The following is a 22,126-nucleotide window of genomic DNA, read 5'->3' on the forward strand; positions in this document are numbered from 1 at the left end:
GGCAATGAACAAGCAGGAACTGATTGGCCATGTCGCAGATCGCTCGGGGCTCAGTCGCACCGATGCGATGCGTGCCGTCGAGACCATGCTTGAGGTAATCACCTCGACTCTGAAGCGTGGCGATGAAGTTCGGCTGGTCGGTTTCGGCAATTTCTCGGTGACTCGGCGCAAGGCCTCGACCGGGCGCAACCCGCGGACCGGCGAGCCGATGCAGATCAAGGCCAGCTCGCAGCCGAAGTTCAGGCCGGGCAAAGTCCTGAAAGACGCGGTTCAGTAGCCACGCTGGACAGGCCGCTTTCGGCCACTATATCCGCGCATTCCCGACGGCGTGGGCGCGTAGCTCAGCGGTAGAGCACACCCTTCACACGGGTGGGGTCACAGGTTCAATCCCTGTCGCGCCCACCACGCTTCGGGCGCCAGCGTCCTATTCCAGATAGCTTGGTTGGAAGCTCGCGACGCGGCGCATCTCGCCCATGTCGACGAACTCGATCTCGCGACCCTTGCGGCGGATCAAGCCCTGCCGCTCCATGTCGGCAAGGACACGGTTCACGTTGACCGATGTCTGCCCGGTGATGTCGGCAATTTGCTGCTGCGTGAATGGGTTGGTCAGATGGCGGTCGGCGGCATGCATCCGGACCGCTGTCTCACACAGCAGGTGAGCGACCCGGGCAATTGAATCCCGGCGACCGCAATTGACGAGCCATTCGTAGCCGATGGCTTCGTTGCGCTGGATCAGCCGCCAGAAGAATCGCTGCATTTCGGGATGGGCGTCGACAATCGGGTCGAAGTCTCCGGCGCGGCCGACCATGACCTCGCTGCGGACTATGGCCTGAATGCCATATTCCGCGCGGCCTTCGCGCGGCAGGATGCCTTCGCCCGGGAAACGCAATGCGACGATCTGCCGGCGCCCTGAGGAATCGGTTTTGAACTTGGACAGGATTCCAGAGCGAACGAACATCACTTCGTTCCGCATGACGCCTGGCTCACGGAATGGACGCCGTGGTTCGACCTGGACGGTGCGTTGCGGCATTTGGTCGAGTAAATCGGCGAGGTGCGGCTCAAGGCCCGCGGAAACGAGGGTCTCCCGCAGCGATACACCCAGGCTAGGCGACTTGGCTCGCCGACTCGCCATCCGGCTTCTCCCCGATAGGTGAATTGTGCGCCTGGTTATTAATCGGCGCAAGCAGTTATGGAACCGTTACTATATGTCGCTTATCGAAATCTTGACGATATTTCGCTCGCAAGTTCAGCAGTTTGCCCCGCATTTAGAGCGATTGCACTGGCCAGTTGAGGAGGGCCGGGCCAGCCCGCGTCGTTGAACTCGATTCCCCCCCACAGGCGCGCGGACGAATAGCGCGGGACGACGTGAAAATGGACGTTCGGATCGACCATCATCAACATCAAGTAATTGATCCGCTCATAGCCCGCGAAGTCGGACAGAGCTCGTTCGATCAGGCGAACCGCCTCCGCTTGTTCACTGAACGCGTCGGCCGGTAGGAGCGAATAGGCTGTCGCGTCGCTCTTTGCGGCAAGCACGAGCGAGCCGAGCGTGACTTGCGCGGGGCGCAACAGGATTAGCCAGTGCTGAAGTTCGTGGATCAGTGTCGCCGGGTAGCCGAATTTCTCGATCGTTTGGTTCATCCAGGTACGGCCTCGCTTGCGTTCGTGAGGCTCCAACCCTAAGTGGCCGGCGCGGGCAAGGGAACCGCTCCCAAACGCACCCGTGGCGATCGTAGCTCAGCTGGTTAGAGCATCGGTTTGTGGTACCGAGGGTCGCGGGTTCAAGTCCCGTCGATCGCCCCATTTTTTGACCAACGCAACATCGGACATTCGCGCACATGAACACGCCCTGGGGCTTGCCCGACTTTGACGCGCATGAAGAAATTCACTTCATCACCAACGACGAATGCGGCCTTCGCGCGATTATCGCCGTCCATTCCACACATCTTGGCCCGGCCGCCGGTGGATGCCGCGTTTGGCATTACGCCCAAGAGGGCGAGGCGCTGACCGATGCGCTGCGACTGTCGCGGGGCATGAGCTACAAGAATGCGATGGCAGGGCTTCCGCTCGGTGGTGGCAAGGCCGTGATCCTTGCTGGCAAGGACCGCCACAAGACGCCGGAGATGCTTCACGCATTCGGCAAGGCGGTCGAGCATCTGGGCGGTCGCTATATCACCGCCGAAGACGTCGGCATGAGCGTCACCGACATGATCGAGGTTCACCGGACCACAAAGTTCGTCGCGGGACTTCCTAACTCCACCGGCGATGTCGGCGGCGATCCCGGCCCGCACACTTCGCTCGGCGTATTCCTCGGGCTGAAGGCCGCAGTGAAGCGGGGCCTTGGCAAGGAAACGCTCGACGGTCTCCATATCGCCATGCAGGGAGCTGGCAGCGTTGCGACTGGCGTCGCCCTACACGCTTGCACTGAGGGCGCTCGCATTTCGATCGCCGACGTTGACCAGGCGAAGGCGCAGAAGCTCGCCGATTCGGTGGGCGGAACGGTAGTAGCGCCGGAAGAGATACTGACGCTCGAGGCCGACGTGTTGAGCCCCAACGCGCTTGGCGCGATCCTGACCGAGCAATCGATCGCGGACCTTCACGTTCCTGTCGTGGCCGGGGGCGCCAACAACCAGCTCGCGACTCCCGAAGACGGCCAGCGGCTGCACCAGCGCGGGATCCTCTATGCGCCGGATTATGTGATCAACGCCGGCGGCATCATCAACGTCTGCACCGAATACCTTGCGGATGGCGACGCGAACCTTGTCCGCGAGCGCATCGAGGGAATTCCAGTCCGGCTTGAACAAATTTGGTCGGAGAGCGAACAGACGGGTCGCGACCCGGCTTCTGTTGCAGACGCCATGGCGCAGCGGCTCATCGGAAGGGCATAACCACTCGCGCCATGCACGCGCTCGCAAATCCCGCGCGTTTCCTGCGCTTCGCCAGGCCTGCAACCACGTGGTTGCTCGTCGCGGGCCTGCTGTTCGCGATTTGCGGAGCGTTTGCCGGCCTGACCCTCACGCCGCCCGACTACCTTCAGGGCGAAACGGTGCGCATCCTTTACATCCACGTGCCGTCGGCCTGGTTGGGAATGGCGGGCTGGGCAGGGATCGCCGCCGCGTCCGTCAGCCAGCTGGTGTGGCGACACCCTTTGGCCGCCATTGCCGGTCGTGCCACCGCCCCAGCAGGCGCGACCTTCGCCGCAATCTGCCTCATCACCGGATCGATCTGGGGCCGTCCGACCTGGGGAACCTGGTGGGAATGGGATGGCCGTCTAACATCGATGCTGGTCCTGTTCTTTCTCTACCTCGGTTACATTGCGCTGGCTTCGGCAGAGCGCGACCGCGGTGGCGAGGGCAAGATTACCGCGATCTACGGCCTGGTTGGGGCAATCAACCTTCCCATCATCCATTATTCGGTGCTCTGGTGGCGCACGCTCCATCAGGGCCAGAGCATCTCGATTTCCGGCTCGACCATCGACAAGTCGCTGCTGTGGCCATTGCCGCTGACCATGGTTGGCTTCACCTGCCTGTTCGGCGGGGCGGTCCTGATGCGTATCCGGGCGGATCTGGCAGAGACGAAGGTCGAAGCGCGCATGCGGAGGCTCGGCGCATGAACCCGTGGCCCTTCGTCGTAGCGGCTTACTCGGTAGCGATTGCGTTGACCGCCACGCTGCTGATCGCATCGTTCGCGTCGATGCGCCGCGCGGAAGCGGCGGCTGAAAGCCTGAAACGCAAATGAAGCCGAAGAACCAGCGGCTCGTGCTGGTCATTGCCGCGGTCACAGCCCTGCTGGTTGCGGTGATGCTCGCCATGTGGGGCCTTAGGAACCAGGCCTCGTTCTTTTTTACGCCCGCCGACATTGCCTCAGGGAAAGCCAGCGACGGACAAGCGGTCAGGCTGGGCGGCATGGTCGAAAAGGGCTCGATCCAACGCCTGCCGGACGGGGTCACGATCCGCTTCACCGTCATCGACGGGCATGCGCAAACGCCGGTGACCTATCGCGGCATCGTACCGAACCTGTTCCGCGAAGGGTCGGGGATGGTCGCCGAAGGACGGATGGAGCGCGGCACGTTCGTCGCCGACACGATCCTGGCCAAGCACGACGAACGCTACATGCCGCCCGAACTCGGCAACCTTGCGGCGGAGCACAAAGCGGGCAAGACGCTCAAGCAGTGATTGCGGAAACCGGCCTTGCCGCGCTGTGGCTCGCCGCTGGCCTTGCGGCGTACCAGCTGTTCCTGATGACCATGGCGTTGCGCAGCCGGGTCGAAGTTGCGCGAGCGATGCGTGCGGTTGCCGTCGTCCAGGGCGCGCTCACGCTCATCGCTTTTGCTGCTCTGTTGCTCGTCTTTGCACGAACCGACCTGTCCGTCGCGCTGGTGTTTGAGAACAGCCACAGCGCGAAGCCCTTCATCTACAAAGTCGCAGGAGCCTGGGGGAACCACGAAGGCTCCATGCTTATGTGGGTGATGATCCTGTCGGTAGCCGGCGCGTTCCTCGCGCTGTTCTCGCGCCGGACGAGTGAGCGAACGTTGATCGCCGCGCTTGGGAGCCAGGCTGCGCTCGCACTCGGTTTCTACGCCTTCCTACTGATCGCCTCCAACCCGTTCGCAAGGCTCAATCCGGCGCCGCTGGAGGGGAGAGGGCTCAACCCCCTGCTCCAGGATCCGGGCTTGGCCTTCCATCCGCCGACGCTGTACTTCGGTTATGTTGGCCTCTCGATCGCATTCAGCCTCGCGGTCGGGGCGATGTTCACCAACGAGGTCGACGCCAAGCTCGCCCGGGCGATGCGCCCGTGGGTCCTGGGAGCGTGGATTTTCCTGACGCTCGGGATCACCGCCGGCAGCTACTGGGCCTATTACGAGCTGGGCTGGGGCGGTTACTGGTTTTGGGACCCCGTCGAGAATGCATCGCTGATGCCGTGGCTGGCGGCGACAGCCTTGCTGCATTCGATCAATGTGCTGGCGGCGCGCGGCGCGCTCAAAGCGTGGACGATGATGCTCGCTGTCATCGCTTTTTCGATGTCGATGGTCGGGACGTTCCTAGTGCGGTCGGGGATCCTCACGTCGGTGCATGCTTTCGCGATCGACCCGGAACGCGGCACTTTCCTGCTCGCCCTTCTTGGGATTTATGTCAGCGCGGCCTTCACCCTGTTCGCGCTGCGCGGAGCGACGTTGAAGGAAGGCGCGCCGTTCGAACTGGTCAGTCGCGAGACGGGACTCGTCATCAATAACCTGATCCTGAGCGTGGTGCTCGGCACGGTCTTTGTCGGAACGCTTTACCCGTTGTTCGTCGAGGCCGTGAGCGGAGAAAAGCTTTCGGTTGGTGCGCCTTATTTTAATGCCGTCGCGGGACCCCTTGCCCTGATCCTCGCGCTGCTTGTCGGCATCGGGCCTTTGCTTGCCTGGCGCCGGGAGCGGAGGCCCGTCCTCAAGCTGCTGACCGTTCCGGCGCTTCTTGGCGCCAGCGCGCTGGCGATTACCATCATCGTTGTGCCATCCATCGGAATCCTCCCGCGCCTCGGCTTAACTGTCGGCGCCTACCTTGCGGCGGCAAGCATCCTCCCGCTGGTCGGCCGCAATCCGTTTCGAGCACCGCTCGCGACGTGGGGCTTGGTCGTTTCCCATTTCGGCATTGCGGTCGCACTGGTCGGGATGGCGGCCAATACTGCTTTCACGAGCGAGCGCTTGGCCGTCGCCAAGCCAGGCGAGGTGCTGAGCGTCGGACCGTGGCTGGTGCAGCTTGAGGATGTCACGCCGATGGCGGGCAAGAACTGGACCGCGCTCGAGGCGCAGTTGCGGGCGACGCGAGGCTCTGGCCCCATCATCCTCAAACCGCAGACGCGTTATTTCTCCGACCCGCCGACCGAGACCAATGAAGCGGCGATTCAAACGTTCTGGAACGGCCAGCTCTACACCATCGTAGGCAAAGCCGATGACACGGGGGGGTGGCAGCTCCGCCTGTGGTGGAAGCCGTTCGTCACCCTGATCTGGCTCGGCGGCGCATTAATTGCGCTGGGCGGCGCGTTGGCATTGGTCGGGCGCTTGCTGCGCGGTCGCCTTCGTCGCGTTGCACGCGGCGGTTGGCGCAGGGAGCGCTACGCATGAGCCGCGCCGTTCGCTTCGCTCCGCTGGCGGTGTTCCTTGTGATCGTGATTGCGCTGATTTGGCGCCTGGCCACTCCGACCAGTACGTCTGTTCCTTCACGTCTCGAAGGCAAACCCCTGCCGGCGTTCGACCTGGGTCCCGGCGTGGACACCAAGCCGGCGCTCAGCACTCGCGACTTCGCCGATGGGCAGCCCCACATCCTCAACATCTTCGCCAGCTGGTGCGTGCCCTGCGTTAGCGAAGTGAAGGTGCTCCAGGAGCTGAAGGCGCGCGGCGCTGTGATCGAGGGGATTGCCATTCGGGACACGCCGGAAGAAGTGGCGGCGTTTCTCGCACGCAATGGCGATCCCTACGATCGGATCGGCAGCGATCCGCAAAGCGCGCTGCAAATCGCCCTGGGCTCGTCCGGAGTGCCGGAGAGCTTCATCATCGATGGCAGGGGCGTCATCCGATACCAGCATATCGGCCCGATCGAGCGCAGTGACATCGGCATGATCGAGCACAAACTGGAGCAGGCGCGGTGAAACGGCTTCTTCTCCTGATTGCGCTGATGATCGCACATCCCTTGTTTGCCGACAGCAATTTGCCGCCCGCTTATTGGTCCGACCGCCAGTTGCCCGACCCGAAGCAGGAGGCGCAGGCGAGGGGGCTGATGGAGCAAATCCGCTGCCTCGTTTGCCAAGGCCAGTCGATCGCCGATTCCGACGCGGAGATTGCGGGCGATATGCGCGATCTCGTCCGCCGCCGGATCGCGGCGGGCGAAGCGCCAAGCTCGATCCGAGCCTGGCTGATCCAACGCTACGGGACGTGGATCACCTTCAGGCCGACGGCCGAGCCTGCCGCCTGGCCGCTGTGGGCGCTGCCTCTCGTTCTCCTTCTGGTGGCGGGTTATCTGGTGCGCCGGAGGATCAAGCGATGATGGGCTGGGTCACTTTGCTCGCGCTCTTTGTCGTCAGCCTTGGCCTGCTGTGGGTGATCGGTGTCCGGCGCGGCATGCTCACCGCCGCTGCCGCTGCACTGATGCTTGGTGCGACAGGCTATGCATTGCAGGGCAGCCCCGCCGAACCGGCGGCGCCCGCCGTTGGCGAACAGGTGGGCGATATCCAAGTTTTGACCGGAGCACGGCATGCCTTTTTCGGCAACTTCAGCCCGGCGGAATCCTGGATGCTGATTTCGGAAGCGCTGGCCCGCTCGGGCAATACGGAGGATGCAGTTGGGATTCTGCAGAATGCCGCGCGGCGCTACCCCGGCGACGTCCAGATCTGGATCGGCCTTGGCAACGCGCTGGTCGACCACGGCCACGGGCTCACCCCGCCGGCCGAATATGCCTACCGCCGCGCCGCCGAATTAGCGCCGGGCCATCCGGCGCCGCGTTTCTTCTATGATCTCGCCCTTATCCGGTCGGGAAATCCCCAAGCTGCAGTGCGAGACCTGATCGCGCTAATGCGCCAGTATCCCAATGCCAGCTGGCGGCCGATGGTCGGGTCGCTGGTGCTTACGGTCATCAACAACGGCGAGCCCAAGCCCACCCGTTAGGCGGCTACCGGTTCGTATTTGAGGCCGAGCGCTTCGGCCACGGCCTCGTGCCGGATCTTGCCGTCCGAGACGTTGAGGCCTGCGGCGAGGTTCGGATCTTCCTTCATTGCCTTTTCGGCGCCGAGATTGGCGATTTTGATGGCGAAGGGCAGCGTCGCGTTGTTCAGCGCAAAGGCGCTGGTCCGCGCGACCGCGCCGGGCATGTTGGCGACGCAATAATGGATGATGCCGTCGACTTCATAGACTGGGTCCGCGTGGGTCGTGGCATGGCTGGTTTCGAAGCAGCCTCCCTGGTCGATCGCGATGTCGACCAGCACCGAGCCGCGCTTCATCGTTTTCAGCATTTCGCGGGTGACGAGCTTGGGCGCCGCGGCACCCGGCACCAGCACCGCACCGATCACCAGCTCTGATTCGGCAACCGCGTGGGCGATTGCCGCGCGGCTCGCGTAAGCCGTCTTGATCTGGCTGGAAAAGAACATGTCCAGTTCGGCCAGGCGGTCGTTGTTGATGTCATAAATGGTGACATCGGCGCGCATGCCCGTCGCCATCTGAGCCGCGTTCACGCCCGACACACCGCCACCGAGGATCGCGACCTTGGCCGGAGCAACGCCGGGGACACCGCCGAGCAGCACGCCGCGGCCGCCTTGTTCCTTCTCAAGGTAATGGGCACCAACCTGGACCGACATGCGGCCCGCGACTTCGCTCATCGGCTTCAGGAGCGGAAGCGAGCCATTGCGGCCTGTGACGGTCTCGTAAGCGATGCAGGTCGCGCCGGACTTCATCAGCCCCTCGGCTTGCGGCTTATCGGCAGCAAGATGGAGATAAGTGAAAAGGATGTGCCGCGGTTCGAGCAGCGCAATCTCGGGCTGCTGTGGTTCCTTCACCTTCACAATCATGTCGGCCGACTTGAACACCGAAGCAGCGTCGGGAAGGATAGTCGCACCGGCCTTTTCATAGGCTTTGTCCGGACAGTCGATACCGTTCCCGGCCTTGGTTTCGACGAACAGCTCATGGCCGTGGGCGACGAGCTCGGCCACGGAGGCCGGCGTCAGCCCGACGCGATATTCATGAACCTTGATTTCCTTGGGCACCCCGATGCGCATTTATTCGTTCGCTCCGATTGATGATTGCGCGCGCCTATAAACAGGAGATCGGGCGTTGTCCCCCCGATTTGCGTCTCGAATTGCGGCGTCTTTCAGCGAGTGCTAGTTCGGCGCGCCGGCGCATAGGCGGCACGGGGGCAATAGGAATGGTCGTTGGCCGTCTGTCGGGAATGAATTTCATCGCATGAGCATCACCCCGACGGGAGGAGCGGAGGCCGCGCCACCGCATGACGCGGCGCATGGCCATGCCCAAGGGCCTCTCTACAAACTGGCGATTGGCGCGATCGGAATCGTGTTCGGCGACATCGGTACGTCGCCGATTTATTCATTCCGGGAAACATTCGCCGGCCACCACCCGCTGAGCCCCGACCAGTTCCACATCCACGCCGTTCTCTCGATGATTTTCTGGTCGATGATGATCGTCGTGACGCTGAAATATGTGATGATCATCATGCGGGCAGACAACAAAGGCGAGGGCGGAAGCCTCGCCTTGCTGGCCCTCATCAACCGGACGATCGGCGGCAAAAAGAAGTGGGCGAGCGGCATCGTCATGCTCGGCGTGTTCGCCACCGCGCTATTCTATGGCGATTCGATGATCACGCCGGCGATTTCGGTGCTCTCGGCGGTCGAAGGTCTCACCACCGTTAACGCCAGCCTTGGACCGTTCGTCGTTCCAATCGCCATCGGCATCCTCGTCGGATTGTTCGCGATTCAAGCACGCGGCACGGCCAAGGTCGGGCTGTTGTTTGGCCCGGTCATGCTGGTCTACTTCGCGACGCTCGCGGTGCTTGGTTTGATCCACATCATGGATCGCCCAGGCGTGGTGCTGGCCATGATCAATCCGCTCAATGCGGCCTCCTTTTTCGTCGAGGAACCACTCCGCGCGTTTCTTGCAATGGGATCGGTCGTCCTGGCGCTGACCGGGGCAGAGGCACTTTACGCGGACATGGGCCATTTCGGACGGCGCCCGATCAAGATCGCTTGGCTGTCCTTCGCCCTGCCCGCGCTGCTGCTCAACTACATGGGGCAGGGTGCGATGCTTCTTACCCTGCCTGCCGCGCAGGTCGGCGTAGTGGTCAAGGATCCGTTCTTTTACCTCGCTTCCGAAGGGATGCGGCTACCGCTCGTCTTGATGGCTACGGCCGCGACGATCATCGCCAGCCAGGCGGTGATCAGCGGTGCCTTTTCCGTGACTCAACAGGCCATCCAGCTTGGCTTTGTCCCGCGGCTTCGCATCACGCACACCAGTGAAAGCGCCGCGGGCCAGATCTACATTCCGATGGTCAACTGGGCGCTGATGGTAATGGTGCTGATACTGGTGCTCACGTTCCGCACCTCCTCGAACCTTGCCGCGGCCTACGGGATCGCCGTCACGGGCGCGATGCTGATCGATACCGTGCTGATCGCGGTCGTCTTCACCACCATGTGGAAGTGGAACCGGTTCGTCGTCGGCGGACTGCTCGCGCTCTTCTTCCTGGTCGATCTGGGCTACTTCAGCTCCAACCTCACCAAGATCCCCGCCGGGGGCTGGTTCCCGCTGCTGGTAGGCGCGATCGCCTTCACCTTCCTGACGACCTGGGCAAAGGGCCGCCAGCTGATGATCAGCCGGATGAACGAAGCCAGCCTGCCGATGGAGATTTTCATCAAGTCGGCGGCGCCGAGCGCTGCGCGGGTTCCGGGAACGGCAGTGTTCATGACCAGCTCGGCGAGCGGCGTGCCCCACGCGCTGCTCCACAATTTGAAGCACAACAAGGTGCTTCACGAGCGCGTTATCCTGCTCACCGTTCGGATCGAAGACGTGCCCTACGTCCCGCTCGAAAAGAGGCTCGACACCCACGATTATACCGCCGGATTCTTCCGGGTGATCCTGCGCTATGGCTTCATGGAGGAAATCGACGTGCCGTCGGCGCTTGCGCAGCTCAAGGACATCGGTCCGCAGTGCAAGATGATGGACACCAGCTTCTTCCTTGCGCGGCAGACATTGCTTGCCTCGTCGCGGCCGGGAATGGCCATCTGGCGCGAGAAGCTGTTCGCCTGGATGCTTCGCAACGCGGAAAGCGCGATGGAATTCTTCAAGCTGCCGACCAACCGCGTGGTGGAGCTCGGCAGCCAGGTCGAGATCTGAACCTTCGCGCTGTCCCACGCATTCCCGTCGACATGGCTGACAGCATTTCATGGGTCGCGACCATTGCGACTATCATTGCCGCGTCGATGACCGCGGCAAACGTCGGGTCCCGCATCACTGGCTACGGCTTTGCGGTCTTTCTCGTGGGCTCGCTGTGCTGGCTCGCGACCGGTCTCATGACCAATCAGCCAGCCCTGACCTGGACCAACTTCGTCCTGACAATTCTCAACATCTTCGGCATCTGGCGCTGGCTCGGGCGCCAGGCGAAGGTGGAGGAGGGGGCGCGTACGGCTGCAAAGGCAAGCGAAGGGACGCCGGGGGAAGCGTTATTTCCAATATCGCTCCTCACTCACATGGAGGTGAGAGTGGCCGGCAAGCCGGTGGGACGCTGCGTTGATGCAATGGCCGGCTGCCAAAGTGGCCGGCTAAATTATGTCGTCGTATCTGAAGGAGGCGTCGGCGGCGTCGGGGAGACCCTGCGGCGAATGCCGTGGAGCACGGCGCACGCGAAGGATGGCGAGATTATCGGCAATCTACCAGCCCCGGGCCTTGCAGCGCTCGAGGAGCTCGACCGGGATCAATGGCCGGCGCGCTAATAGTCACTGCCGAGATCGCCCAGCGCGATTTCTCCTGGTTAGAAGGCTTGCGCCGAACCCATTATCCCGTGGAGCGCAATCAGGTGCCGGCCCACCTAACTATGTTTCACGCCTTGCCGCCCTCGGCCGAAGCCGAGGCGAAGTCTCGTCTTTCCGCATTCGCCAAGCACGCGCCGCCATATGCCGTCATCGAGGGACTAATGAACCTTGGCGGCGGCGTTGCGTTTCGCGTCGTCTCGCCCGACCTCGATCGCATCCGCGAGGAGCTCGCTGACGGCATGCATGGAATGCTCGGCGCGCAGGACGCGGCCGGTTGGCGACCTCACATCACAATTCAAAACAAGGTTGCGCCGAAGGTTGCGCGGGCGCTGCTGCCGTCGCTCGAGCGGGATTTTACCGGCCGCCCGCTCGCCATCTCTGGGCTTGGGTTGCACCGATACCTCGACGGCCCGTGGGAGAAGGTCGCGATCTATCCCTTTAGAGGTTAGCTGAGGTCGCCGATGCCGTCGCAGCTGAGATCGAAGGCCGCGAGTCCGGATTCGAGGACAGACGCAAGCATCGGCTGGTCCATCAACTCGGCCACCGCGCTGTCGCTGCCTTCGCCGACTAGCGACTGGGCCTCTTCCATTGCTTCGTCCCAATCGGCCGCCTCGTAGGTCCCCTGGCCAACCCAACAGAATGCCAGCACCTCCGCCAACTGGTCCTCGCCAAGATCCTCAAAAGCCGCCTTGAGCTCTTCTTCGACGCTGTCGTTGATGGTGTCGTCGAGGACGGACAGCGTCCCCTCGTCCTCATCATCCACGGTGTCGGCGGTCTCGTTGCCGTCATAATCGGTCGCGGTCTGCGCTTCATATTCGCGCGCCCGAAGGATGATGCGGCAAAGGGTGTCGAGCGGGGTAAGCGGGTCCATGCGTTCCTCTCTGTTGCTCGGCTCAACGAGAGCAAAGGAAAGCGGTTCCTCGCGTTGACCCACTCGAAACGCGCACTTATATCGCCGGCCGTCCAGAGCCCCTTGAACGGGCGTTTCCAGGCCGATGGGGCGGAGTAGCTCAGCTGGTTAGAGCAGCGGAATCATAATCCGCGTGTCGGGGGTTCAAGTCCCTCCTCCGCTACCACCCGTTTACAGCCTCGAAAGCGAGTTCGCGAGGTCGGCGATGAGGTCGTCGGGATCTTCTAGGCCGATGTGGAGGCGGACGAGGTTGGGGGCCGGCGGCTTGGCGAGCGTCCGGTATGGATCGACGGGGCTGGCGAGGCTCTCGTAGCCGCCCCAGCTGAACCCTATTCCGAACAGCTCCAGCCGGTCGACAAACGCGTCGCGCGCGGCATCGTCGATGTCCTTCAGCTCAAATGAGAACAGACCCGAAGCGCCCTTGAAATCGCGCTTCCAAAATTCGTGCCCGGGACAGTCGGGTAGGGCGGGGTGGAGAACTCGGCCGACCTGGGGCTGCTGCTTCAGCCATTCCGCCACCTGAATGCCGCCTTCGTGATGCTGCTTCAGTCGGATCGCCATCGTCCTCAATCCCCGCGACCCGAGCCAGGCGTCGTCCGGCGACACGCTATGGCCGAGGTCCCACCCGGTATGCTCGATGCGCGGATAATATTGTTCGGTCGCGGTTACCGCGCCCAGCATCACGTCGGCGTGACCGCCGACATATTTGGTGGCGGCGATAATCGAAATGTCGACGCCTGCCGCAATTGCGGGGAAAAACAGCGGCGTGGCCCAGGTATTGTCGATCAATGTGACGATGGCTCGTTGGCGCGCCATCGCGCAGATCGCCGGCACGTCCTGGACTTCCATCGTCATGGAGCCCGGGCTCTCCAGCAGGATAGCTTTGGTCTTGTCGCTAACGTCCGGAATTGTCAGGGGGTCGTAATAGCGCCTCGCTACTCCGAATCTTTTCAGGATCGTGTCGCAAAACTTCCGCGTCGGCCCGTAGACATTGTCGGGAAGAAGCAGCTCGTCGCCGGGAGAAAGCACCGCGAACAGGGCCGTCGTAATGGCCGCGAGGCCGGACGAATAAAGCGCAGTTCCAGCCGCGCCGGGTTCGAGTTCGGTCAGCGCCTCAGCGAGCGCCCACTGGGTTGCAGTGCCTTGCAATCCGTAGCGATGGACGCCGTGCGCCGCCTTGCTCGCCTTCATGTCGGCGACGCTGTCGAACAACACGGTCGACACCCGCTCGACCGGCGGATTGACGAGGCGGCCGCGCCACTCCTTGCGGCGGCCACCCTCGACAAGCTGGGTGGCTTTACCTCTGCGTCGCTCGGTCATTCACGTTTAGCCCCACACTCAGGGCAAAAGGGTCAGAGTCCGGACCTATCGTCCGTGCTCGAATAAGGCTGTTCCTGGATGCTCGTGTCGATGTCGGCGAGCTTGTAGACCAGGCAGCGCGCCAAAAGCCCCGTGATCAGGAGATAGGCGGCAAGCACCCACAGGACGATCGTCCCGGCGCCCGGAAGAACATTAAGATAAGCAAGCAACGCGAGCACCAGCCCGACGACAATCCGAATGATGCGATCTTCCCGTCCGACGTTCTTCATGGTCGCTTTCCCCTTTGCGCACAGCGCGAACAGGAGGCGCTGATCCCACCACAGAGGGGCGGCGTCAACTGACATCGTGGAAAAAGCAAACGCCCGGATCGACATGCGATCCGGGCGCCCTGCGTGACGATTGCTCGTCAGCCCCCTTGGATGTGTCGCGTCGATGTCCCCAGTCATCGGCCGCCACCCGAACTCGACCCAAGAGTCATGTGTTCGGACAAAGGGGGACTAGGACCGCCTATTTTTGCTGTCACCGGCAAAACGACTGTTGCGACTGATTATCAGCCGATGCTGTGTCGATCAGGCCACATTGCTGTCGCGGTTGCCAGCGTCACATGCGCCCCGTAGAGCGCGGCGCCATGCGTTGGTCCCGAGCGTTTCTCCCCGTCCTCAAGGAAAGTCCCGCCGACGCGCAGATCGTCAGCCACAAGCTGATGCTTCGTGCAGGCCTCGTGCGGCAGACCGCCGCCGGCATTTACGCGTGGCTGCCGATGGGTTTGCGCGTGCTGCAGAACATTGAGGAGATCGTTCGCCAGGAGCAGGACCGCGCTGGCGCTCAAGAGGTGCTGATGCCGACCTTGCAATCTGCCGACCTGTGGCGGGAGAGCGGGCGGTACGACGCATACGGACCAGAGATGCTGCGCATTCGCGACCGCCATGATCGCGAGATCCTTTACGGCCCGACCAATGAGGAAATGATCACGGTGCTCTTCCGCGACGACGTGAAGAGCTACCGCGACCTTCCGCGCACGCTCTATCATATCCAGTGGAAGTTCCGGGACGAGGTTCGCCCGCGCTTCGGCGTGATGCGCGGCCGCGAGTTCCTGATGAAGGATGCGTATAGCTTCGACATCGACGAGGCCGGCGCACGCCAGAGCTATTACCGCCAGATGCTGGCGTATCTGCGCACCTTCCAGCGGATGGGGATCCAGGCGGTGCCGATGAAAGCGGCGTCAGGGCCGATCGGCGGCGACCTCAGCCACGAATTCATCGTGCTCGCGCCGACCGGTGAAAGCGAAGTCTTCTACGATGCCGCTTACGAGACTTTCGACTGGCACCAGTCAGACCTCCATTACGACGACGAGGCCGGGCTTCAGGGCCTGTTCGACAGGGTCAACTCGACCTACGCGGCGACCGACGAGACCCATGATGAGGCTCGTTGGAGCGAAGTGCCGGAGAACAAGCGGCGCACGGGGCGCGGTATCGAAGTCGGTCACATCTTCTATTTCGGCGACAAATATTCGGCCTCGATGGGGCTGAAAGTGTCCGGCCAGGACGGGACGCCGGTCACGCCCATGATGGGCAGCTATGGCGTCGGCGTGTCGCGTCTAGTCGGAGCTATTATCGAGGCGAGCCATGACGAAGCGGGGATCATCTGGCCCGATGCCGTTGCGCCGTGGCTCATCGGCCTCGTCAATATGCGCCATGACGACCCGACGTGCGTTGCAGTTGCCGATGAACTTTACGCAAAGCTCCAGCAATTCGGCGACATCGCCCTTTACGACGACCGTGACGAGCGGGGCGGCGTCAAGCTCGGCTCGATGGATGTCATGGGCCTGCCCTGGCAATTCATCGTCGGACCCAAATCGGTCGCTGAAGGCATGATCGAAACTAAGAATCGGCGCAGCGGCCAGCGGGAGCTGATCACCATCGATCGTGCGGTGGACGTCATCGCATCGATCCTGCCAAGCCAGGCCAGTGGAGCGACTGCGCTGGATCCGCGCCTATGATGCTCAATCGCGCCGAGCGCATGCTCGCCCGCCGCTACCTGCTGCCCGGTAAGGGCGAGGGGTTCATCTTCCTCGTCGCGAGCATCAGCCTCGTCGCAGTCGCGCTGGGCGTTGCCGCGCTCATCATCGTGATGAGCGTGATGAACGGCTTCCGCGCCGAACTGTTCGATAAGATCGTGGGTCTCAACGGCCACGCCATTGTTCAGGGCTATGACGGCCGCCTGCCGGGCTGGGAGCGTATCGCGGATACGGCCAAGAAGACGCCGGGCGTGACATCCGCGCTTCCACTCATCGAGCAACCACTGATGGCGACGGCCAACGGCCGCTTCGAGGGCGCGCTCGTCCGAGGCATGCGGGTCGAAGACATTCGCGAAAACCGCACGCTCACTTCGAACATCGTTGCGGGCGACATCCGCTCTATCGTTCCCGGCAGCAACCGCGTCGCGGTAGGCTCCCGGCTGGCTGAGACGCTTGGCCTTTATCCAGGCGGTCAGATCACGTTGTGGAATCCCGAAGGGCGCTCGACCGTCGTCGGCACCGTCCCGCGCGAGGTCACCTACACCGTCGGCGCAATCTTCGAGATCGGCGTGTTCGATTATGACAAGGCGTTCGTGGTCATGCCGATGCAGGACGCGCAGAGCCTTCTGCTGATGGGCGATCAGGTCGGGATGATCGAAATCCAGACGAGCGACCCGGACAAGGTTCAGGATATCGTGAAACCGCTCCAGCCGCTCGCGCAGGGACGCGGGGTAATCATCGACTGGAGGCAGATGAACTCCGCCCTGTTCCAGGCGCTCGAGATCGAGCGCGTGGCTATGTTCGTGGTGCTCTCGCTGATCGTGCTCGTCGCGGTGTTCAACATCCTCTCATCATTGATCATGCTGGTGCGGGCCAAGACGCGGGACATTGCGATCCTGCGCACAATGGGGGCGAGCAGGCGCGGGATGATGAAGGTCTTCGTGACCGTCGGCGTGACGATCGGGACGCTCGGAATCCTGCTGGGCATCATCCTTGGCGCGGTGTTCCTGTTTTTCCGCCAGGACGTCGTGAATGCGATCCAGGCGCTGACCGGCGCGAACATGTGGGATCCTTCGGTCCGCGTGCTGACTGACCTTCCGGCAAAGACCGACCCGGTCGAAGTCGCGGCGATCATTATCACCGCGCTGATCCTGTCGTTCCTGGCGACGCTCTATCCTGCCTTTAAGGCCGCGAGCACCGACCCTGTGCAGGTACTCCGCTATGAGTGAGCCGGTTCTCTCGACCAAGGACCTCAGGCGCAGCTTCACGCAGGGTGAGGTGACGATCGACGTTCTTCGCGGCGTGGACCTGCAGGTGCAGCCGGGCGAGATCGTTGCGCTGCTCGGTCCGTCGGGCTCGGGAAAATCAACGCTCCTGCAGGCAGTCGGGCTTCTCGAGGGGGGCTTCGAGGGCTCGATCCGCCTGCAGGGTGAGGAAGCCGCCGAGCTTGACGACGACGGACGCACGCGGCTCAGGCGCGACCTCCTCGGGTTCGTCTATCAGTTCCATCACCTGCTTCCCGAGTTCAACGCGGTCGAGAATGTGGTCCTGCCGCAGCTTGTAAGTGGGGCCGAGCCCCAGGCGGCGAGAGCGCGGGCGGAGCAATTGCTGGGCACGCTCGGCCTTGCGAAGCGCCTCGACCATCGCCCGGCCAAGCTGTCGGGTGGCGAGCAGCAGCGTGTGGCCGTCGCCCGTGCGCTGGCGAACAAGCCACCTTTGGTCCTCGCTGACGAGCCTACGGGCAACCTCGACGAGCATACAGCGGACATTGTCTTCGCGGAGTTTCTCGGCCTCGTGAGAGGTGAGGGGAGCGCCGCGCTCGTCGCGACGCATAACGAACGGATCGCAGGCAAGATGGACCGCGTTGTCCGCCTGCACGAAGGACGCCTCGAATAGTGCCAGACGACGACAGGAGCGAGCGGGCGGCTCGCCAGCCGAACTGGACGACCATCGCGCTGATCGCCGGGTTGGTTTTGGTGCTCCTGATCGTTGCGTACTTCGCTACCAATCGAAACTCAGACCAGGACAAGCTCACGGGCAACGAGATCGCTCAAATTTCGGGCGCGCCCTCGTCGGACAAGTCCTGCTCAAGCAGGGTGACATTCGACCTGATCAAGGCTGAACTGTTTCGCCGTGCGGCCGAAGTCCGGGGCAGCGATCAAGCTGCGTTCGAGCAACTTTCTCATGCTGCCGTGGTCCGGATGGAAAACGCAGTCATGGAGAGCGAAGACGGGTCGACAGGCGGCAGTAATTGCTCCGGATCGCTTTCACTCGATTTACCGCCAGGGATCGCCGCGACTAGCGGTCGTCGCACGCTGATGTCGGATATCGACTACACGGTTGACCCTGCGGGCAGCGTGACCCTGCGCAACGCCGATTCAATTATTTCTGAGCTCGCTACCCTGTCGCGAACGGCCCAACCCGCGCAAACCACGGCGCCGGTAGACGCAAACGAGGCAGTTCCGGAAAGCAGCGAAACCACGGTTGGAGCTGCCGAGTCGGCGGCCAAACCCGCTGGACCGGCAGGCACCTATCCCGGGCGCCCCAGTTTCGACTGCGGAAAGGCGCGGTCCAAAGGCGAAATCACAGTCTGTTCGGACAGCGGCCTCTCGGCGCTCGATACAAATATGGCGGCCCAATATCGCCGCGCGCTCAACTCGGCCTCGCCGCAGCAGCAAGCCATCCTCCAAAGCACGCGCGATCGCTTCCTCGCCTATCGGGACCGCTGTCCCAATCGCCAGTGCATCGGCGATGCTTACGTCGGGCGGATGCGCGAAATCCGTGACATCATGGAAGGCCGCTGGTCGCCAAATCGATAGGTGGGGATAAGTCGTTGGCGACGCTTTGCAGCCCGACGCCGGGGCATCATATTCCGCTCGTGACTCAGCCGTATATCCCGCTTCGGAATTTCTCCTCCTTCACCATGCTCGAAGGGGCGATGGAACCGAAAACCATCGCCGAGCGGGCGGCGAAGCTCGGCTTCCCCGCGGTCGCGATGACTGATCGCAACGGACTCTACGGGGTCATGCCGTTCAGTGATGCGTGCATCGCCAAGGGTGTGCAGCCGATCATCGGTGCGATGGTCGCGCTGGCGCGTCCGCCTGAAATCGGTGGAGAGGCGCGGGTCGACTGGCTGGCGCTGCTTGCCAAGGACGACCAGGGCTATGCAAATCTTTGCAAGCTGGTGTCTCTGGCGCACCTCGATCGCCCGGTTGAAGAGGAGCCGCACATTGCATTCGCGGCGCTGCAGGGGCTGAGCGACGGACTGATCGCAATGACCGCGGGCGGAGAGGGCGCCGTCGCCCGGCTGCTCGCCGACGGCCAGCGGGACAAAGCGGAAGCCTATCTCGACCGGTTGCAGGCGCTGTTCCCGGAGCGCCTCTACGTCGAGATCATCCGCCGGGGCGGCGTGGCCGAAGAAGCGGCGGAAGAGGCGCTTATCGACCTCGCTTATGCCCGCGACCTGCCGCTCGTCGCAACCAACCCTGCATCCTACACAGACCCGGGCTTCCACGCCGCGCACGACGCGATGCTGTGCATAGCCGGCTCGGCCTATGTCGAAAGTGCCGACCGGGCGACCTCTTCGCCCGATGCCTGGCTCAAGGACGGCACGGCAATGGCCGAGCTGTTCGCCGACCTGCCCGAAGCGCTCGCCAATACCGCTGTGATTGCCCAGCGTTGCGCAGTCGCCGCGCCCCAGCGGCGGCCTATCCTGCCGCGGCTCGGCGAGGACGAAGATGAGCAGCTGCGCCGCGATGCACGCGAGGGCCTTGAAGCGCGCCTCAAGGGACGGTCGGCGGAAGAACTGAAGCCCTATCTCGAGCGGCTGGAGTTCGAGCTCGACGTTATCACCGGGATGGGCTTTGCCGGTTACTTCCTGATCGTCGCCGACTTCATCAAATGGGCCAAGGCCAACGACATTCCTGTCGGGCCGGGCCGCGGTTCGGGGGCTGGCTCGGTCGTTGCCTGGTCGCTGACCATCACCGACCTCGACCCGATCGCACTGAACCTGCTGTTCGAGCGCTTTTTGAACCCCGAGCGCGTGTCGATGCCCGACTTCGACATCGATTTCTGCGAAACCCATCGCGACAAGGTCATCACCTACGTCCAGGGCAAATATGGACGCGACAAGGTCGCGCAAATCATCACTTTCGGGCGCCTGAAGGCACGCGCGGTGCTCAAGGATACGGGCCGCGTGTTGCAGATGCCATATGGCCAGGTAGACCGGCTGGCGAAGCTGATCCCCAACCATCCGACGGACCCGTGGACCCTAGAGCGTTCGCTGAACGGCGTGTCCGAGCTCGCGGCGGAATATAGGAGCGACAAGGACGTCAAGCGGCTGTTCGATCTGGCGATGAAGCTAGAGGGGCTTCCGCGCCATGCCTCGACTCACGCTGCTGGCGTGGTGATCGGCGACCGACCGCTCGACGAGCTGGTTCCGCTCTACCGCGACCCGCGTTCGGACATGCCAGTCACCCAGTTCGACATGAAATATGTCGAGGCCGCGGGCCTTGTGAAGTTCGACTTCCTTGGCCTCAAGACCCTGTCGGTCCTGAAGGAAGGCCAGCGCCTGCTCGCCGAGCAGGGCATCGAAGTCGATTTCGCGAGCCTGCCGTGGGACGACGCGGCGGTCTATGACTTGCTCCAGCGCGGCGACACGGTCGGCGTGTTCCAGCTGGAATCGGAAGGCATGCGGCGGACGCTCGCCGGCGTCAGGCCGACCGGCTTCGGCGACATCATCGCGCTCGTCGCGCTCTATCGCCCCGGGCCGATGGATAACATTCCGATGTTCGGCGACCGCAAGAATGGCCGGGCGCCGATCGAATATCCGCACCCGCTGCTCGAAGGTATCCTGGCCGAGACTTACGGTATCTTCGTCTACCAGGAACAGGTGATGCAGGCGGCGCAGATACTCGCTGGCTATTCGCTCGGCGAAGCGGATTTGTTGCGCCGGGCGATGGGCAAGAAGATCCAAGCCGAGATGGACGCGCAGCGCGCCCGCTTCGTCGAAGGCTGCGCAACGCACAACCAGATCTCGGCGGCGAAGGCGAACGAGCTGTTCGACACGATCGACAAGTTCGCCGGTTACGGTTTCAACAAGAGCCACGCCGCGGCTTATGCGCTCGTTGCCTATCACACGGCCTGGCTAAAGGCGCACCACCGGCCCGAATTCTACGCCGCATCGATGAGCTTCGACATGGCGCTTACCGACAAGCTCGCGATCTTTGTCGAGGATATGCGGCGGGGCGAGGTCGAGTGCCTGCCCCCCGGCATCAACGCCAGCGACGCTTTCTTTACGGTCGAGGAGGGCGCGGTCCGCTACGCGCTCGGGGCCCTCAAGGGTGTCGGCGAGAAAGCGATGGAAGCCCTGGTCGAAGAGCGCACGAGCGCCGGGCCCTTCGCGAGCCTCGAGGACTTCGCTGCCCGGATCGACCCACGGCTGCTCAACCGCAGGCAGCTCGAAAGCCTCGCCGGCGCGGGTGCTTTCGACGCGATCAAGCCCGACCGGCCCGCGATCTTCGGTGCGGCGGAGACGATCCTTGCGCACGCCGCCAGCGCCCAAGAGCACCGCACCAGCGGCCAGGCCGGCCTGTTCGGGGTGAATTCCGCCGAAGCGGCGCCGATCCGCCTGCCGCGTGATGCGTCTTGGACGCAGGCGCAGCGGATGGCTGCCGAGCGCGACGCTTTTGGCTTTTACTTCTCGGCTCACCCGGTCGACGCCGCGCGTCACCTGCTTGCGGCACACAAGGTTCGCACCTTCGCGGAGCTCGCCGAGCTCAACATTCCCGAAGGCGAGCGGGCCAGTGCAACCATGGCGGCGCTGGCCGAGGCGGTGCGCTGGCGCGTGTCGGCCAAGGGTCGGCGCTACATGATCGCGAGCCTATCGGACCGATCAGGTCAGTTCGAAGCCACGGTATTCGACGATGAGCCCGCAACGGCGCTTGAAGGTGCGGCTAAGGCGGGCGCCTGTGGGCTGCTCACGGTCGAGCTGGACCGGCGCTCCGGTGACGATGTGCCACGAGTAACGATCAAGCGCTTCCAGCCGCTGGCCGACCTCGCCAAACGGACTCGGCTGCAGTTGGTGGCGCGAGTGCCCGATGGCGCAACCGCGGAGAGACTCCTGCGTGAGCTCAGCAACGCACGCGGCGGCAATGGCGTACTGCGCTTGATCATACCGTTGACCACGGGCGGCGAGGCCGTGGTCGTGGCCGGACGCGATTACGCGCTCGACGGTGAGCTCGCCTCACGCATCGAGCGTATTACGGGAGAAGGCAGTGTTGAGCTCTCGGCGCAGGAGCCGCCGAAGCTCGCCCTGGTCGGCTAAACGCCGTTTGCCGGCTCCGGCACGGGCTCTGAGGAGGCCGGCGGAGAAG

At 63.3% G+C, this 22,126-nt stretch carries 23 protein-coding genes and 3 tRNA genes; 20 read left to right on the forward strand and 6 right to left on the reverse strand.

Annotation, left to right across the window (positions count from 1 at the left end; genetic code table 11):
- Positions 1-4 precede the first annotated feature (4 nt).
- On the forward strand, positions 5-277 hold the full coding sequence (locus AC4K8G_RS02060; protein ID WP_491732521.1) for an HU family DNA-binding protein: 273 nt from the start codon (positions 5-7) through the stop codon (positions 275-277).
- A 53-nt stretch (positions 278-330) separates the two neighbouring features.
- A tRNA-Val gene (locus AC4K8G_RS02065) sits at positions 331-405 on the forward strand.
- A gap of 19 nt (positions 406-424) precedes the next feature.
- Here the strand turns inward: AC4K8G_RS02065 and AC4K8G_RS02070 are convergent.
- Both AC4K8G_RS02070 and AC4K8G_RS02075 read right to left on the reverse strand, forming a co-directional pair.
- Entirely contained in the window at positions 425-1,132 is a 708-nt protein-coding gene (locus AC4K8G_RS02070; protein ID WP_491732522.1) for a Crp/Fnr family transcriptional regulator, read from the reverse strand.
- A gap of 80 nt (positions 1,133-1,212) precedes the next feature.
- On the reverse strand, positions 1,213-1,641 hold the full coding sequence (locus AC4K8G_RS02075) for an HIT family protein (RefSeq protein ID WP_491732523.1): 429 nt from the start codon (positions 1,639-1,641) through the stop codon (positions 1,213-1,215).
- Positions 1,642-1,726: 85 nt separating this feature from the next.
- On the opposite strand from AC4K8G_RS02075, the gene AC4K8G_RS02080 reads away from it, so the two are divergent.
- The 9 genes from AC4K8G_RS02080 (at position 1,727) to AC4K8G_RS02120 (ending at position 7,642) form a co-directional block, all read left to right on the forward strand.
- Positions 1,727-1,803: transfer RNA gene (locus AC4K8G_RS02080), tRNA-His, on the forward strand.
- A gap of 35 nt (positions 1,804-1,838) precedes the next feature.
- Complete coding sequence (locus tag AC4K8G_RS02085) at positions 1,839-2,888, forward strand: Glu/Leu/Phe/Val family dehydrogenase (RefSeq protein WP_491732524.1); 1,050 nt, start codon at positions 1,839-1,841, stop codon at positions 2,886-2,888.
- Positions 2,889-2,899: 11 nt separating this feature from the next.
- Complete coding sequence (ccmC, locus tag AC4K8G_RS02090; RefSeq protein ID WP_491732525.1) at positions 2,900-3,613, forward strand: heme ABC transporter permease CcmC; 714 nt, start codon at positions 2,900-2,902, stop codon at positions 3,611-3,613.
- Complete coding sequence (locus AC4K8G_RS02095; RefSeq protein ID WP_491732526.1) at positions 3,610-3,738, forward strand: hypothetical protein; 129 nt, start codon at positions 3,610-3,612, stop codon at positions 3,736-3,738. Before ccmC ends, AC4K8G_RS02095 begins: the two co-directional genes overlap by 4 nt.
- Positions 3,735-4,175 carry a cytochrome c maturation protein CcmE gene (gene ccmE / locus AC4K8G_RS02100; RefSeq protein WP_491732527.1) on the forward strand — a complete coding sequence of 147 codons (441 nt, stop codon included), beginning with the start codon at positions 3,735-3,737 and terminating at the stop codon, positions 4,173-4,175. Before AC4K8G_RS02095 ends, ccmE begins: the two co-directional genes overlap by 4 nt.
- Complete coding sequence (locus AC4K8G_RS02105; RefSeq protein ID WP_491732528.1) at positions 4,172-6,106, forward strand: heme lyase CcmF/NrfE family subunit; 1,935 nt, start codon at positions 4,172-4,174, stop codon at positions 6,104-6,106. The genes ccmE and AC4K8G_RS02105 overlap by 4 nt, the downstream gene beginning before the upstream one ends.
- Complete coding sequence (locus AC4K8G_RS02110; protein ID WP_491732529.1) at positions 6,103-6,630, forward strand: DsbE family thiol:disulfide interchange protein; 528 nt, start codon at positions 6,103-6,105, stop codon at positions 6,628-6,630. The genes AC4K8G_RS02105 and AC4K8G_RS02110 overlap by 4 nt, the downstream gene beginning before the upstream one ends.
- A complete protein-coding gene (locus AC4K8G_RS02115; RefSeq protein ID WP_491732530.1) occupies positions 6,627-7,025 on the forward strand; it encodes a cytochrome c-type biogenesis protein in 399 nt (132 codons plus the stop codon). The genes AC4K8G_RS02110 and AC4K8G_RS02115 overlap by 4 nt, the downstream gene beginning before the upstream one ends.
- On the forward strand, positions 7,022-7,642 hold the full coding sequence (locus AC4K8G_RS02120; RefSeq protein ID WP_491732531.1) for a tetratricopeptide repeat protein: 621 nt from the start codon (positions 7,022-7,024) through the stop codon (positions 7,640-7,642). Before AC4K8G_RS02115 ends, AC4K8G_RS02120 begins: the two co-directional genes overlap by 4 nt.
- Here the strand turns inward: AC4K8G_RS02120 and ald are convergent.
- The gene (gene ald, locus AC4K8G_RS02125; protein WP_491732532.1) at positions 7,639-8,745 is read right to left on the reverse strand and encodes an alanine dehydrogenase; all 1,107 of its coding nucleotides are present in this window, start codon (positions 8,743-8,745) and stop codon (positions 7,639-7,641) included. The two genes, AC4K8G_RS02120 and ald, sit on opposite strands and share 4 nt — an antisense overlap.
- A 184-nt stretch (positions 8,746-8,929) precedes the next feature.
- Between ald and AC4K8G_RS02130 the strand changes: the two genes are divergently transcribed.
- Genes AC4K8G_RS02130 through AC4K8G_RS02140 form a run of 3 tightly spaced genes read left to right on the forward strand, consistent with a single transcriptional unit; the run spans position 8,930 to position 11,954 of the window.
- The gene (locus tag AC4K8G_RS02130) at positions 8,930-10,870 is read left to right on the forward strand and encodes a potassium transporter Kup (protein ID WP_491732533.1); all 1,941 of its coding nucleotides are present in this window, start codon (positions 8,930-8,932) and stop codon (positions 10,868-10,870) included.
- A gap of 32 nt (positions 10,871-10,902) precedes the next feature.
- The gene (locus AC4K8G_RS02135) at positions 10,903-11,466 is read left to right on the forward strand and encodes a PRC-barrel domain containing protein (protein ID WP_491732534.1); all 564 of its coding nucleotides are present in this window, start codon (positions 10,903-10,905) and stop codon (positions 11,464-11,466) included.
- Positions 11,451-11,954 carry a 2'-5' RNA ligase family protein gene (locus AC4K8G_RS02140; RefSeq protein WP_491732535.1) on the forward strand — a complete coding sequence of 168 codons (504 nt, stop codon included), beginning with the start codon at positions 11,451-11,453 and terminating at the stop codon, positions 11,952-11,954. The genes AC4K8G_RS02135 and AC4K8G_RS02140 overlap by 16 nt, the downstream gene beginning before the upstream one ends.
- Here the strand turns inward: AC4K8G_RS02140 and AC4K8G_RS02145 are convergent.
- The gene (locus tag AC4K8G_RS02145) at positions 11,951-12,376 is read right to left on the reverse strand and encodes a DUF3775 domain-containing protein (RefSeq protein WP_491732536.1); all 426 of its coding nucleotides are present in this window, start codon (positions 12,374-12,376) and stop codon (positions 11,951-11,953) included. The genes AC4K8G_RS02140 and AC4K8G_RS02145 overlap by 4 nt on opposite strands.
- Before the next feature lie 128 nt (positions 12,377-12,504).
- Here AC4K8G_RS02145 and AC4K8G_RS02150 point away from each other — a divergent pair.
- A tRNA-Met gene (locus AC4K8G_RS02150) sits at positions 12,505-12,581 on the forward strand.
- Between the two features lie 5 nt (positions 12,582-12,586).
- On the opposite strand, the gene metC is transcribed toward AC4K8G_RS02150, so the two are convergent.
- Both metC and AC4K8G_RS02160 read right to left on the reverse strand, forming a co-directional pair.
- Positions 12,587-13,735 carry a cystathionine beta-lyase gene (gene metC / locus AC4K8G_RS02155; protein ID WP_491732537.1) on the reverse strand — a complete coding sequence of 383 codons (1,149 nt, stop codon included), beginning with the start codon at positions 13,733-13,735 and terminating at the stop codon, positions 12,587-12,589.
- 32 nt (positions 13,736-13,767) lie between these two features.
- Positions 13,768-14,079 (reverse strand): YgaP family membrane protein, encoded by a 312-nt coding sequence (locus tag AC4K8G_RS02160; protein WP_491732538.1) that lies wholly within the window; start codon positions 14,077-14,079, stop codon positions 13,768-13,770.
- 284 nt (positions 14,080-14,363) lie between these two features.
- On the opposite strand from AC4K8G_RS02160, the gene proS reads away from it, so the two are divergent.
- From proS to dnaE, 5 genes are all read left to right on the forward strand, one after another.
- Positions 14,364-15,734, forward strand: coding sequence for a proline--tRNA ligase (gene proS, locus AC4K8G_RS02165; protein ID WP_491732539.1), 1,371 nt, complete (start codon positions 14,364-14,366; stop codon positions 15,732-15,734).
- On the forward strand, positions 15,731-16,981 hold the full coding sequence (locus AC4K8G_RS02170) for a lipoprotein-releasing ABC transporter permease subunit (protein ID WP_491732540.1): 1,251 nt from the start codon (positions 15,731-15,733) through the stop codon (positions 16,979-16,981). Before proS ends, AC4K8G_RS02170 begins: the two co-directional genes overlap by 4 nt.
- Positions 16,974-17,648, forward strand: a complete 675-nt coding sequence (locus tag AC4K8G_RS02175; RefSeq protein WP_491732541.1) for an ABC transporter ATP-binding protein — start codon at positions 16,974-16,976, stop codon at positions 17,646-17,648. The genes AC4K8G_RS02170 and AC4K8G_RS02175 overlap by 8 nt, the downstream gene beginning before the upstream one ends.
- A gap of 80 nt (positions 17,649-17,728) precedes the next feature.
- Entirely contained in the window at positions 17,729-18,571 is an 843-nt protein-coding gene (locus AC4K8G_RS02180) for a lysozyme inhibitor LprI family protein (protein WP_491732542.1), read from the forward strand.
- Positions 18,572-18,630: 59 nt separating this feature from the next.
- A complete protein-coding gene (gene dnaE / locus AC4K8G_RS02185; protein ID WP_491732543.1) occupies positions 18,631-22,077 on the forward strand; it encodes a DNA polymerase III subunit alpha in 3,447 nt (1,148 codons plus the stop codon).
- Positions 22,078-22,126 lie beyond the last annotated feature (49 nt).

The organism is Sphingomonas sp. SP3 (assembly GCF_058514305.1).